Origin of the sequence: Marinagarivorans cellulosilyticus (genome assembly GCF_021655555.1) — a bacterium.
Lineage (GTDB): Bacteria > Pseudomonadota > Gammaproteobacteria > Pseudomonadales > Cellvibrionaceae > Marinagarivorans > Marinagarivorans cellulosilyticus.
Genome location: NZ_AP023086.1, coordinates 2,163,394 through 2,177,638, shown reverse-complemented (window position 1 = coordinate 2,177,638; position 14,245 = coordinate 2,163,394). Strand labels below are relative to the sequence as shown.

The following is a 14,245-nucleotide window of genomic DNA, read 5'->3' as shown; positions in this document are numbered from 1 at the left end:
AACTACACCTCTAATCATTATCGGACTGCGCGCGTTTGGGTAAATCGACATTCACAATGGTGACAAAATCTGTTCGCATTTGATCAGTGATATTTTTGATAAAACCGTGAAGATCACAAAAATCACCATCCTCAACGGATGGGTTTGCGGAGGCCGCTTGGCAGGCCGCGCTCGCACTTTCAGAGGTATCATCAACAATAGCCTGACTTTGTACTTGCAAGTCTTGCGCGCCTAATTGCTCTGCGAGCACTATCGCAGCATCAACACTGGCGTTAATTTCTTGTGCTATTTCGGCATAGCCCTCGTGGGCAATCACATCATCAAAGCCTTGACCGTTGGCGCCATTAAACACCACTTTAAAGGCACGTAAATTGTCAGCAATATGTTGCGCATTCATAGCCGCGTAACGTGACTCTACAGCCTTAGGACAAGCTAGCTGAAGACAATCGTAAAAACCTAAAGGCCTACCCAGCTTGGCATCTTTGGTTTCTTTTTCAATATAAAACAGCCCGTCGGAAAGCTGCTTTAAGTGGTGTGATGTATTATCGGGGTTAATAAAACGCGAGCGATAGTTGCCGCTCTCTATAGCCCAAGCCTCAGTCAAATTATTCGCCTGTGCTTTTACATCATTAGCCGCGAGCTGTGCGTAACGGCAACGCATTTGAAGCTTGTCTAACTCCGGCAAAGCATTCCAGTTTTGCGTTTGCTGCACCGCCATCGAGCAAGCCGTATTTAAGTTCTCATTGAACAGCAAGTACTCCAGCGCACCCAAGCCGCGAGCAGTATTAGCGCGGGTAGCAGCATCAAAGTTAGCATCAGCTGCCGCAACAACCGCGATATCGACGGCGCAAGCCTCTGCTCTCGCTGGCGTTTCAAAAGAATAAATCCGGTTGCGTAAAACATTTTCGTTTTCTGCCAACGGCCCTAGCCACTGCAACTCTAAATGTTGCCAGCGAGACATTGCGCTAAGCCATTGCGCACGAGCATTTATAATTTCGTTTTCGATGGAAGCGGCATCACCACCTTCGCAAGCAGAGCCTAAGCTTTCACTTAGCTGCAAAACTTCTTGCTCGAATGATTGAATACTCGGCATCACCACACGATCAGCCATATCGACCAATAGGTATCGATAGTCGTAATCTTTTTTGAACAAAGGCGTACGCGGTGGCGGCAAAGCACCGTCACTGGAACTACCTGTAGAGGCAGGCTCATCAACAAAGCGACTGACGGTTTCGTCATCTCCGCATCCCCACAGGCAACTCGCTACCATGAGGTAACTCAACAAATGTTTCATAACTTCTCTCGTAGAATTAACTTTTTTGCCACTGTTTTTCCGCTACCGCATAACGCAAAAAAGCGAAGCAGCTTGCACTGCTTCGCTTTTCAAATCAAATAGCTTTACCAGTTTTCAACATTATCGCTATCAAACCCGTAAGCCGCTTGCAGTACAGCGCGTGCTTGCATTAACGCATCTTTGTAATCCTGAATAGCGACATCAGAATCATTAGCAAGTACAGGTGCGTCACCCATCCATGCCAAGACCTCGTCGAGGCTTGCACTTTGATCAGTACCGTAATCAATGGCTACCAAGGCGCCAGTGCCCGCGTCACGGAAAGGCGAGTAAGGGCTGAACTGTAAGCCAAGCGCAAAACCTTTCATTTCTGACCAATGCTTGGCGAGATTATAAAAGTTATCAATGCTAGCAAACTCACCGTTCGAAAACGCTTCCATATCACCGGTAACATCATTGATGTAATGCACAACAGTGGATGCAATGCATTTCTCCCAAGCGCCGGCGGCTTTAGCAATAGCCGCTTGCAAAGCCGTTTCTTGATCGGCAGTTAACGAGCCAGCCTCGGAGGCTGCAGCAACAATCGTGCGCCCCTCGGTAAAACCGCTAATAACTTCTGCTGTTAAATCCGACCCGCTTACAGCACCAACATCGCGCTTAGCACAGTTTACAGACTGGCCAAAATTGTATTCGCTAGTCAAGTCAATAACACCGTTCATATCGCTATCAACCGCCGCTGCGATAATCTCACTGTCAGTCAGCTCGGCATAATTAGGGGTAGCGCCAAAGTAACCAAAGCCCTCATCAAAATGGTGCTCGGCTGTGGTGTAAGGCGCATCGCCATCGAGAGTTAATTCGCTAGCGAAGTCTCGGTTAGGCCCCAAATAATCGTTAGTTCCCTGCGAAAAGCCGACGGCCATTAACAAAAACTTCTGAACCAGCTGCTGATAATCAACGCCGTTTTCTGCGACGTACACCTTATCAATTGTGACAGCACCATCAACGGTTTCAACGCTAGACGTATCCGCTTTGGCAGCCAACGCTTGAAGCTGATCAATGTAATAAACCACTAGATCGTAGGGTTTCGCATCGGCAGATAAGCCTTCCTGCCAGCCAATAAAGGTATCGTTGATTAAACGAGAGGTTTCTCCACTTGCAGAACCATCTTGCACATAGCCGCCAGCAATTTTGCCGACTAAGCTTTTGCCAGTACTAATATCGCCATATGTGCTTTGCGCTAAAGTATAACCCTCGATACTCATCTGAATGGCGGCAGCATCATTTGCACTGGAAGGGTTTTCGAAAAGAGACATTAAGTCAGCCTTTACCGTAGGATCGCCGCTTTTAACGATACTGCCGATATAAGCCTTTATGTCCTCGACCATCACCTGGCGCGCGACCTGACCAGAATAAGAGACCGTAGATTCTCCGTTAGCGTTAGTAAACGCATAGGTATTCTGCGCTGCTGCACTAGAAGAAGCACCCGCCGACGACGTGCTGCTTACAGTTTCACTACTAGAACTTACTGATGGTGAATCATTGTCAGATGAGGAGCTACCGCAACCCGCCAAGCCCAAAGACGCCGCTAATACCGCACAACTTAATATCGTTTTTTTCATAAAATCTCCATAGGTTATAGGCCGCACACACAGCCACCTGAACTATCTACTGGAGGTACATTACACAGGAAACGCGAATCACTATCAATAACATTTTGGATATTATTCGCGAAAATATGAAAAAAGACACGCCGATCAAATTAGCCTCCACAAGCAAAAGGCCATACACAGCGTATGGAAATAACCAAGAAGCTAGAAAATGATAGCCCCCACGCGTAAGGGGGCGGGCCCTATTGACGCTGACGCCAAAAGGATTACTGGCCCGCTAAATGGCTGCTATAAATGTGTGCCATGCTCAAGTAAAGACAGCTTGATGGCGACTAGGGCATGATCGCAAAAGTGGCAAAACACTTCAAAATCCTCTTCTGAAAGTTCTTTGCCCTGCTTTTTCACGGCCACTATATAGCCCAAGTTGCGCTCGCCAATGCGCAACGGAAAGACAAGAAATTCTTCACTCTCAAACAGTTGTGCGTACTTTCCAGCAATGTGAGGGTTTATCGGCGGCCAACAAATACGCCCCGCCTTGAGTTCTTTTACCAAGGTTTCATCATTGTTATTCATTAAGCGAATCAAACGTTGAGCAATGGCTTGCGATGATGCTCCCTCATGCGAAGTAATATGCCAGTCATGCTTTTTAGGGTGCGCCATTAAGGCAAAAACATTGTCGCATGCCACGCCTTTGTGAATACCGACAACCACAGCCCTTAAGCAACGCGCCACATCCACCTTTTGACATAACATATGCGTCAACTGGCGCAACTGACGACTTTGTTTTTGCACCAGAATATCTCGCGCTAACGCCTGCTGAAGCAAAGGCAGTGCCTCGTCTACAGCTTCTGTAGGGCTTTCGCTTTCAATTGGCGGCCAATAGTTGCGATCGATCTCAACCTGCTTCAGCGTTTTTCGAACCTCATCCACGCAATGCCGAATTGCCGCTAGAAGGTCCGCCCTCGGCAGCCGGCAGAACCCCATCAAGCGGCGGCTAACGCCCTGAAAACCGTTATGCTGCCACCCCTTTCGTAATTGCCTTGCCAAGCCGTAAGCTTCGGTAATGCATTGGCTTTCTTCTGTCGGCTTTTTATCTTCACGCGGTAACAATTGTAAAACGGTATCTAAGTGCCACTCTTTGAGTAACGCAATGGTTAGCTCATCAAAGGTGAAGCCCAACAGTTCATGCTCCACCATCGATGAATCTTCAAAGCCCGGCAAATGTGCTGCCATTCGTTCACCATAACCATAAGGAAAACACCAAAACATCCAACGCCCTAGCCGAGCCAACAGCGCTGCAATATAAATGTTTTCTTCTTGCTGAAGCCCCCTTAAACGCGCCAAACTCTGGGCCTGCATGGCAGCATGAAACGAGTAAGCCACTTCGCGCTGAAAATGTGCGCCAAAATCCATATCGGGGTAAGCCTCTAGGCTGGCGGCTGTAATCGCCAAATTGCGCACAGCCTTAACACCCAACACAACACAGGCATAATTTAGAGTATCAATGCGGCGCTGCCCCGCGTTGTAGTACACACTATTCGCTAATCGCAGTATGCGCACAGTCATAGCAGCATCTGGCTGAACCACATCCGCTATCGTATGCGCAGATACCTCATCACCCGTCATCGCAGCTAAGCGCTTAGTCGTTATGGCAAAGCCCGGCAGGTTCTCTGCGTTTAGTTTGGCCACCCATTGTTGTAACTCTTGATTCAAATAAAGGCCCTCCATTTCTATTGAGTATTGACGCAAAGCCCTGACATCGCTAGTCAGCGTTTCCTGCAATGTCTCAAAATGGAGCAATAAAGCTGTGCTAATCCTTAGCCATCGGCGTTCAACCTGCTATTATTCCTGCCTCTATGAAGGTCGAGGTTCAACATGTTTGATAAAAGCACAATAGCTCAATTGAGTGAGCTAAAAACCGCCATTATTGCCAGTAAAGAATATGGCCAAGGCACGGTAGTCGGATCGAATGGACGCTTTGGATTTGTAAAGCTCGACGATGGCCGAGATGCCTTTTTAAACCCAGAAAAGATGCAGCTGGTTCTGCCTGGCGATAAAGTTAAAGTTTTGCTCACCAAAAACAGCAAAGACCAACTTGAAGCCGCCGTTGAAACATTACTAGAGCCGGCCTTTAAGCGCTTTGTTGGCGAGTACAAAATAAAGGGCAATAACCATTTTGTACTGCCAGATACAAAAAACTTTGGGCGCTGGATATTCCTCCCCCCACAGTTTCGCGCAAAGTGTAAAGACGGCGACACCGTTTTATGTGAACTTATTCGCCACCCATTTAATGAGGATGGCAAAGCCGCAGCCAAAATTATCGCCAATATTGGCAAAGAATCTGACCCCTACTTCGAGCACAAGCTAGTAGTCGCTAAGTACGGATTATTTCGCTACTGGCCCAAAGATGCCAACGAGCAAGCGGCAGCCTGTAAAAAAATGGCTATTGAAAGCGGCGACAGAACCGACTTTACTCACTTACCGCTCGTCACCATTGATTCGTATTCCACACGCGATATGGACGATGCCGTTTATGCCGAAAAAACAGATTCTGGCTGGAACGTGACAGTGGCCATTGCCGACCCGGGCAGTTTTATCTCCCCTTCTAGCGCTATAGCTAAAGGCGCCCGCGATTATGGCCAAACCGTTTACCTGCCTGGCGAAGTGCTGCCAATGCTGCCCGACAACCTTGCCACCGAAGCTTTTTCGCTACTAGAAAACGAAACGCGACCGGCACTTGTCTGCCAAGCAAAAGTAACCAACGAAGGCGCCATTGAAAGCTTTACCTTCGAAAAAGGTATTATTCGCTCGCGCTGCAAGTGTAATTACCCGGCCGTAAGCCAGTACATCACAGAGGGTACAACCTTTAGTGATGACACCGAAATTAACAACACCATTACCACCTTGGCCGAATTCGCCCGCGTACGCTTAGCCTACCGCGAGGCAAATAACCTTGTGCACGAGGACCAACCCGATTTTGATTTGTACCTCGACAACAAAGGCAAGGTCGACAACATCGTTAAACGTGAACGTACCGTTGCGCACAAGTTAGTCGAAGAGGCCATGCTGGTTATCAACCTTTGCGCCGGTGAATTACTTGCCAGCCACAGCGCCGGCATTCACACCCGCCACGATGGCCTGCGCCAAGACCGCTTAGGTGAAATAAAAGCCCTGCTCAAAGAAGAGCTAAGCCCTGAAGAATTTGAATCGGTTGCAGAAAGCCTTGCAACTGCCGATGGTTTTAAAGCACTGGTTAAAATGCTGCGAGTACACCCAACCAAAAGCCACATTATTTCACCGCTTAAGCGCATGAGCGCCAATAGCCATTTAAGTATTGAGGCCAAGCCGCACAGCAACCAAGGCTACGCGCATTACGCCACTGTCAGCTCACCATTACGCCGCTATGCCGATTTGTCTAACCACTGGACAATTGCTCAAATTTTAGCGGGCAAAAAAGTGCAGTCAGCTAACGAAAAAGCCGTAACACGCCTTAACGAAACACTCGATAACGGCCGCAAAGCCGTGCGCGAGACCGAGCAGTGGTTAAAATCGCAATATGTTCAGGCACATATCGGCGAAAAAGCACAGGGGCATATTCGTATTGTCACGCAACAAGGTTTTGGCGTTAAGTTGGACGACACAGGTATAGAAGGCTTTGTTCAAATCCCCAAAAGCGTTAAAAAAGCCTTTGATGCTAAGCGCATGACGCTAACTGTTGGCGAAACCGTGTATATGCTCGATACCCCCATCGAAATAACAATAGCTGAAGGCCTGCCAGAAAAACGCCGCGTCCGTTTTGAAGTAGATGCTATTAACGCTGCCATTGAAGCCGCTAAAACCGCGAGTTAGCCACCAGTACCATTAGCTAACGACAAAAAAAAGGGGCTGCAAATTTGCAGCCCCTTTTTTGTTACATCAAACTTATTCGGTCCACCATTGCACGCTTAACTCGCGCACCTCGGTGGTTTCGATTGTGATATAACGCGCCTCACCGGTAAAAGCCTGAGAAACCACACGCCACCAGTCACTGAGTGCGACAGCATTGCCGCTTTCATCAATCACAGTAACGCCATTTAAGGGTCGGCCGTCGGTTGTGGTTATACCAAACTTCAAAGACGAGGGCGTCCAGTCAACAGCATTCCAATCCGAGGCCACAATCGTCAACGAGCCATCAACCGTCACCTGCGTAGACGAGTGCTCAGCGCCAGCATTCACGCTTTGTGCTGGTGGTTCCACGTCATCCTCTGGCGACGCTAACAATATGGCCGGGCTATTAGGAAACAAGCCTTCACGCCACACTAAGAAGCCGCCGTCAGCCTTAAGGCCGATCGGGTTTTCACCCACATGCACTACTGATGTTTCCCCATCAACATTTTCCACAATCCGCGATGCAACACCTCCCTCGCCTTCGGTCCATATAATTTTTCCCGCATCAAACTGCGCTCGGCCGCCACTGGCCATGGTATTTGTAAGCCGCTGCGGCTGGCCATCACGCAGTATCCATAATTCAGAGTTTGTCGATGTCGAATCGGTTAAAACCTCCCAACTCACAACACCCTCCGCAATTTGAGTATCTGTTTTTTCCAGTGCGGAACCATCAAAGGTTAATTGCGCAGTAACCCCGTTATGATATTGGTAGACTTCCTCTACCCCCTGCGCATCCTCTTGCAGCCATACAACAACGCCATTTTCAATATCAGGCATTGTTGCCGGTACACCAGCAGGCGATAACCTAACCACCTCACTACCATTCCATAAAAATACACTATTGGCGCCATCCGCAAACGCCTGAAATGTCACCAAGCCGTTATCTAACTGTAAAAATTCACCACTTTGCGTCGCAGGGAAAAAGCTACTGCCCTGTGTTAGCTGCTGAACTTCAGCGCCGTTGTAAAAAAAGAGTTCATAAGCTCCATTAACACGCTCAAACCAAGCCGCTGTATCGCCATCATAGGTAAATGCTGCTTTTTCGGCTCCCGATTGTGTCAGCATCATTTCGCTACCGGCATGCACAAATAATTCTTTTGGGTTAGAGCGAAAAGCCTCGGTCCAAAAAATTTCACCATTAAACTGGTGGGTATCCATAAGGGAATTTTCAGTACTTTTTATAACCTCACTTTGCCCCTCACTAAAGCGGTTTAGCGTCCAAGTATCATCGAAATCACTCCACACCACCTGCCCCGCGTCGAGGGATATACTGCCAAAACCAATATAATCGGGGTCAACCGTGGTAATGGTATAGGCGAAGCCTGTTTGCGCCTGTACCGCCAAACCCAGAAGTGATAACCCGCAAACGCGCGCCAGTGTTTTTAAATGCGACATCCTAAAACCCCTATTGTGTAATAAAGCAAATATACGATTAACAAGCCAATCGTTTGTTTTTTGAACATGTGCATTAAATCAGTGAGATCAATAGTTGTAAATTGCACAAGCAGAAGAAATTGGCAGCGCGAGACATTGCTCAAATTTCAAACAATTTAAAGTAAGGTTCGCTTTCGAATGTGACAACGTTACACATTTTTATAGCATCTGACGCCCTATATCCGAGCCAATACCGGCAAGCTCTGCTTCTTAGGTGGTGATCAAATATAAAATTTTCTATAGCTTAGCGGGAATTTCACCTACCGGCAGCCCCGTCAGGGCATCGCCAAACAGCGGCTGTTAGCCAAGTATTATGTTGCGACAGCAGAAGAAGTTAACAACCAAACAATCGCCGAGCAGCCCCTAAGCCTTTAACCCAACATTGATCAAGTTTTTCCGCACAGGGTTTTATAGAATCACCACGACCAATACAGTGATGGAAGTCTTTTTCGATACGCGGCATATTATCCAACCAGTCACCGCTATCAATGTTCAACCGCTGCAATATTTTAGGCTCTGCCATTGCAATTGAGCCTGTCTTATTTGGCAATATTGCCCGCCCAGTCCAATCAATTAATTCGAGATAATCACGCCAGTAAAAAGGGATGACGCCTGTAGAACGCTGACCTTGATGTACAGTGGCTGCGGTGGGAAGGCGATTCTTTGTAGGCGGCTTACAGAATTTGGCTAACTTAATCGGGTTTTTATTTTCAGCTTTTTTAGGGGGGGTATTCAAAGACTGAACACGCTGCTGAATGGCTGTGAAATCACTGGTTTCTGGCAGCGCAGCTATACCGGCACGCACAGGGTTTAAATCAACATACGCCATACAGGTTATTATCGCCTGCTCGTCGAGTAACGCTTGGCTTTTAAAACGCCCTTCCCAAAATCGGCCGGTGCATTTATCTTCGGCGTTGGCTAGTCGTGCGATATGTTCATTTAAGCAACGCATAAACCAGCTAATACTACTTAACCGATTACGCCACTCAGCAACGATATCATCGACAAGATATTGTTCCGCTTTACTTATAGGCTGATTTTTTAACACTTTAAGGGTTAGCGCATTCCCTTTAAATAGCATCATCCAGCGGCGAATAACCGTTTTATCACTCCACCGCTCCGCTTTGCCAGCATCGATATGCAGAACAAGATGGTAATGATTTGACATTACAGCGTATGCTGCGATATCAAGAGCGAAGATACCCCCAAGCTCAGCAAGTTTGTCTGCTATCCATTCGCGGCGATGCTCATAATTTTTACCGCTGTATTTATCTTCGCCCATTAGAAATGAGCGTTTAATACAACGCGAACAAATATGGAACCAGCTAGTTTGATCTAAAGATATTAATGTTCTACGCGCTTGAGTCATAAAAAACCTCAGAGATAAAAACCACCTAGTCATTTAGGTATAGCCAATCGCTGAGTCTTTTGCATTACCGTTTATCGGGTTTTGGATGTCCTATCTTTTTACGCTGGACTAAATATCCTCAAGAATTTCGTGCAGCTCTTTCATATTCGCCTTGGGCACTTAACGCCGCTAGCAATTGCGGCTTTGGAGTTGCGTAATTTGTGCTAGCGTAGCGGAAAAGCACAAATTTAAGCAACGGAAAAGCCGTCATTTGACTAGCTTTGTTATGAAAATTGATGCAGCCTTTACGCAGTGAAAACACAAAGCCCGCAACCTTAAAACTGATTTCCTAAACCGCAACGCTGATACCTAAAAGAATGCACCGACGATAGAAGCTGATATTTACCGCTGATGAAAAGCCCCCTTAGCCACAACCCACAACTGTGTTTAGTGCTGTATTTTACTGCCCAACTAATACAAGGGCACGAATAGTTAGCACAATAATGCCAGCTAAAATTTATACCCAAGCCTGCCATTTATAACGCCCAAATTTGCGGACGACTGGAGCGAAGCGTAAGGCGTTCCGCAAGATTTGATTGTTAGAAGCTAGTAATAACCGAACAATAAGACCGAACATTCGCTTTCCTCCGCCCTGGTACAATAATTTTGGATTGCTAAAAAATCTCTTTTATAATTTTCACACGCTGGTTGGTCACTAATGCCCTCACCAGCATATGTCATATACTTCTGTGGCCTTTCACAAAGAGCTAAATAAAGCTTACAAATAGCCTTGCTAAAAATTACGGGGTCTTTAGGTACTTCCAAAAACTCATCAGTTGGGTCACCGTATTCATCTAGGGTGGATGCATCTTCCAATACCCATTTAATTGCTTCAATTTCCGACTTACTAAGGATATCTTCGACATATCCATAACAATCATTAAAGACTACATTCCAAAAGTTTATCGAAAACTCGAAATGATCCTTAGAATTCGATTCAGTACTTATATAAAGCGACTTCCCCATGAATCCTCATTGGCCTTCTAACGCCGTTGTAACCGGACCGAATTGCGAAGCAGTTTTGTGTTATAAGCGTAGCGAACAAAAAACTGCGCAGTAATTTGGTTCCGGTTTACAACCTTGTTATGTGCAATAGATTATTGGATTATAGTTGCTTATTTGCGCACCATTCCTCGTGGGCTATACGCATTTCCTTTGCAATTAAATTGTGGATATCTCGTGTGCTGTAATAATCTATGCTAAAGGCAACTTTTTTATCAAGAAAATGGAGATAATCAGAACCTTTCTTACAATATTGCTCTATTTCTTCGCCATTCAATTTGAATGAAATGGTCCATGTAGCAAATGACCGCGACACAAGAACTTGGCCATAATATTCATCGTTTTTTTGGTAGAAAAAAGCAGCTCCTGGTACTTCGTATATAACTTTCATTTTTTCGCCCGCATCTACAGCTAGACAATCCATAAAAATTTTAGCTGCATGCCGATTAAACTCATAATAAATATGAACATCCTCCTTTTCAAAAACCTTAGTTTTAACTGATAACATTTTAATAAGACTAAAAGTATCGAGCACCGACAAATCACTTTTTAAGGAATTAGCGTTTTCAACTTTAACTTCTTTACCACCAACTTCTAACCAATGATATTGCCCGAAAGGCAAATAACCAAGCCACTCGGACTTATAAATAAGCTGATCCGTTTTGTGCGTTTCTGTTGCCACTTTGATAGTTTGCAAAAGTTCTTCTTGCTGATCAGATAATTTCATAATTTCCAAAGGCATATAACGCCTTGCTCATTTGCGCAGCGGTTGTAGTGGATTTTTGTGAAACAATGAGCGCAGCGAATGCACAAAAAGGAGCGTAGACCGCTGCGTCAAATGGAGCAATTTGTTATGCAAAGCCGTTAAAAATCGGTAACTTTAAATGTCTTTTTGATAATTAGCTTTCCCCAATTATGAAGCTCCATTCTTAGCTCATCGCTCACGTTTTCAAAATACACTCGATTATTTTCATTCCACCCTCCAATATCCTTGCCAAACCATCTAACCTGATTGCCTTCAATTGCGCAGTCGTATGAGAACTTTTTTGAATCAGAAGACCGCACATAAGTTACTGTATAATCATTATCAGCTTTTTCGACGCACTCCATTTCCGATGGTTTGTTTGATCCGGTCATTGACAAACCGGCCAAAACAATTTGTTCAGGCTTAAATTTCATGGTGAATCCTCTAAAGTTGCATAACGCCGCTATGTGCGGCAAACTTTTTGGTGATTGTTTTGTGGCATTCTTTTCCGCCACAAAATCAAGCGCCGGAAAGTTTGTCCAGCCCAGCTTGCTGGGCGTGGCACGATAGCCTTGTTAAATTTTACCACTGTAATTGCCCTGACCAAGCCAAACCAACAGGTTCAGACCTTGAGCTAAGTCAGCGTTTACACTGACTTTAAGTGTACACATTGAGGTTCCGACTTCCCTCGCAAGAAGTAAATCCAGACGTGTTTCGCAATCAAAGAAATACTCGTACCACCGATTTTCCTGCTCATTTGATTCCCTAACACCTTCTGACAGCGCGATCCAATCACTCTCAGAGAATGGGTAATCAACGAGGTGTGCTAAGCCCTCTAGCACAACCGCCAAATACTCCTCGTAAACCCAAAATTCTTGATATTTCATAATGGAAATTTAACGCCCGTAACAGGCGAATTTATGGAGGTGATTTTTTTGTGGCAGTCTTTTCCGCCACAAAACAAGCGCCGGAATAAATTTCGGCCTGATTACGCTTGTTAGCAGCACCAACGGGAAAGCCCCAGTTACGAAGACCACCCCAACAAACGCACCGCCCTTAAAACACCTACCCTTATTTAACAATGGCACACGAAAGAGATTGAAAACTGGCCCATTCTTGATGCCGATTAAGGTAAGAATACCCGACTTTATTGCCGCGATAAACCTACCGAGTTATTGCCGCCAAACTCTATGAAATGCTTGGCCAAAGCCGGAACCCAAAGTAATTGCCCCGGCCTTTAAAAATATTAATGACAGTATTGCTAACGCTGCAAATCACCGGCGGCTAAAAGTAGAGTGAGCGAAAGCGAACGGCGCTTTTTGCCGTCCGAGTGCATTTGCCTTGTTAGCCGTTTTTCCACCGCAATGTAGCGACTACTCCAATTAACAGCGTAAAAATCGGGACGCCTAACACTAGCAACTTTAACCATACGTCGGTACCGCGCCAAAAGTGGCTAAGTGTCACAACGCCTTTGCCCACCAATTTGTCCAATTCGGTTTTGAGCTGGGTCTCTAGCTGTTCGAACGATTTGAGTTGGTCTTCAATTGTCTTTCGAAGCGCATTAATCTCCTTTTGACTACTACCAGCATCTTGCTTCACGGATGCAATGTCAGTTTTAATTAACTCGATCGCGCTGCTTTGCAGTTCAATATCATTCTCTAGCTTTGCCGTGAGCCGACTAGCTGTCCGTTTGAGTTCGACATCAGTTTCATTGAGATAATCGCTCATACGCTCGGTAATATCCGACCGCTTCTTGACAAGCATGTCGTATTGTTTGTCACTGTCCTCGAGAAGACGTGACAAGCTCTCTTTGTGAGCTCGTGATTCTTCTCCCAATTGCTTTCGTAGAGCTTCACCGTCGCGAGCGATTTGATCGAGCCGGTTCTTGACCGTTACTTCAAGGCGTTCTACAGAGTCCAACGCGAGTTTAGCTTCAGTGTATTTTTGTTGGGCTTCTCCAATCTGCGCAACTGCCTGCCCGTAGCGTTCTTGAATAGATGTCACTTGTACCCCCGTATAGATTGTGCCACCCAAAAACAGAGCTACGTTCAACGCAGTTGCCCACATCAAAAATTGCTTTGGAGAGATGTAAAACTGACGCAACAAACTCTTCGGCGCGTCTCTTGGCGCTTCGGAATCGAATCGTCGTTCGTACTCAAGTTCACGACACACACGATGTATTTTCTCTTCAATATAATCAAGTCGACTTTGGCTAGTATCGTTTTTCATTGGATTTCTCTCTTCAACCCGTGATCACTACCAGCGGCTAACAGTTTATTAGACCGAATTATTCCGTCTATTTCAGACAGACATTCCGTCTATCTCCTCAAGAGGCAACATTAGCACCCCTCAAGCCCTTACTGCAACCGACCTACAATGATGCACTCATTTGGCGCATGGAAATACGGAAATTTTCTGTACCTATTTCACTAAAGTACAGAATTTGGCAAAATCTGTACTTATATACAGCGTTTTTAGCTAATTTATGCCATCCGTAGTTGCTCGATACTATGCGTGTACGTGTCCATTAAACTGCCGCGCCTAAGCATTAATACACCAGAAGTAGATTCCGCTATATACAAAGTTTGACCTAGGCAATACACAAATTTACACCGCACTTTGTAGTTATAAAAGCGCGCGCCAGCTCACCCTAGAACTCACTAAATATCCGCATCGCAATCAGGTGCCCCCTAGGGTCATCCCATTTAAATTTTAGCCATGCCGCGCATTAGATCGCCACATAGCACATCGAATCTGTGTTTTTTGGTATTGAAGCTTGAATAGCGCCCTGCCCTAGCATGGATGCGTAGGGATAGACTTTGCAGGAGCAC

Annotated in this window: 11 protein-coding genes; 1 reads left to right on the top strand and 10 read right to left on the bottom strand. The window is 45.9% G+C overall.

What is annotated here, in order from left to right; genetic code table 11:
* Positions 1-10: 10 nt before the first annotated feature.
* From MARGE09_RS08520 to MARGE09_RS08510, 3 genes are all read right to left on the bottom strand, one after another.
* A complete protein-coding gene (locus MARGE09_RS08520) occupies positions 11-1,294 on the bottom strand; it encodes an imelysin family protein (protein ID WP_236986907.1) in 1,284 nt (427 codons plus the stop codon).
* Positions 1,295-1,398: 104 nt separating this feature from the next.
* Positions 1,399-2,910, bottom strand: a complete 1,512-nt coding sequence (locus MARGE09_RS08515; protein ID WP_236986906.1) for a DUF4856 domain-containing protein — start codon at positions 2,908-2,910, stop codon at positions 1,399-1,401.
* Between the two features lie 276 nt (positions 2,911-3,186).
* Positions 3,187-4,698, bottom strand: a complete 1,512-nt coding sequence (locus MARGE09_RS08510; protein WP_236986905.1) for an HDOD domain-containing protein — start codon at positions 4,696-4,698, stop codon at positions 3,187-3,189.
* Positions 4,699-4,773: 75 nt separating this feature from the next.
* Between MARGE09_RS08510 and MARGE09_RS08505 the strand changes: the two genes are divergently transcribed.
* Positions 4,774-6,747 (top strand): VacB/RNase II family 3'-5' exoribonuclease, encoded by a 1,974-nt coding sequence (locus tag MARGE09_RS08505; protein ID WP_236986904.1) that lies wholly within the window; start codon positions 4,774-4,776, stop codon positions 6,745-6,747.
* 72 nt (positions 6,748-6,819) lie between these two features.
* Here the strand turns inward: MARGE09_RS08505 and MARGE09_RS08500 are convergent, their stop codons facing one another.
* The 7 genes from MARGE09_RS08500 to MARGE09_RS08470 form a co-directional block, all read right to left on the bottom strand.
* A complete protein-coding gene (locus tag MARGE09_RS08500; RefSeq protein WP_236986903.1) occupies positions 6,820-8,220 on the bottom strand; it encodes a hypothetical protein in 1,401 nt (466 codons plus the stop codon).
* 373 nt (positions 8,221-8,593) lie between these two features.
* Positions 8,594-9,628: a hypothetical protein gene (locus MARGE09_RS08495; protein ID WP_236986902.1), complete on the bottom strand. Its 1,035-nt coding sequence runs from the start codon at positions 9,626-9,628 to the stop codon at positions 8,594-8,596.
* Positions 9,629-10,213: 585 nt separating this feature from the next.
* The gene (locus MARGE09_RS08490; RefSeq protein WP_236986901.1) at positions 10,214-10,633 is read right to left on the bottom strand and encodes a hypothetical protein; all 420 of its coding nucleotides are present in this window, start codon (positions 10,631-10,633) and stop codon (positions 10,214-10,216) included.
* 139 nt (positions 10,634-10,772) lie between these two features.
* Complete coding sequence (locus MARGE09_RS08485; protein ID WP_236986900.1) at positions 10,773-11,411, bottom strand: hypothetical protein; 639 nt, start codon at positions 11,409-11,411, stop codon at positions 10,773-10,775.
* A 122-nt stretch (positions 11,412-11,533) separates the two neighbouring features.
* Positions 11,534-11,848, bottom strand: coding sequence for a hypothetical protein (locus tag MARGE09_RS08480; protein WP_236986899.1), 315 nt, complete (start codon positions 11,846-11,848; stop codon positions 11,534-11,536).
* Between the two features lie 141 nt (positions 11,849-11,989).
* The gene (locus MARGE09_RS08475) at positions 11,990-12,301 is read right to left on the bottom strand and encodes a hypothetical protein (RefSeq protein ID WP_236986898.1); all 312 of its coding nucleotides are present in this window, start codon (positions 12,299-12,301) and stop codon (positions 11,990-11,992) included.
* Positions 12,302-12,758: 457 nt separating this feature from the next.
* Positions 12,759-13,643: a hypothetical protein gene (locus MARGE09_RS08470; RefSeq protein WP_236986897.1), complete on the bottom strand. Its 885-nt coding sequence runs from the start codon at positions 13,641-13,643 to the stop codon at positions 12,759-12,761.
* Between the last annotated feature and the right edge of the window lie 602 nt (positions 13,644-14,245).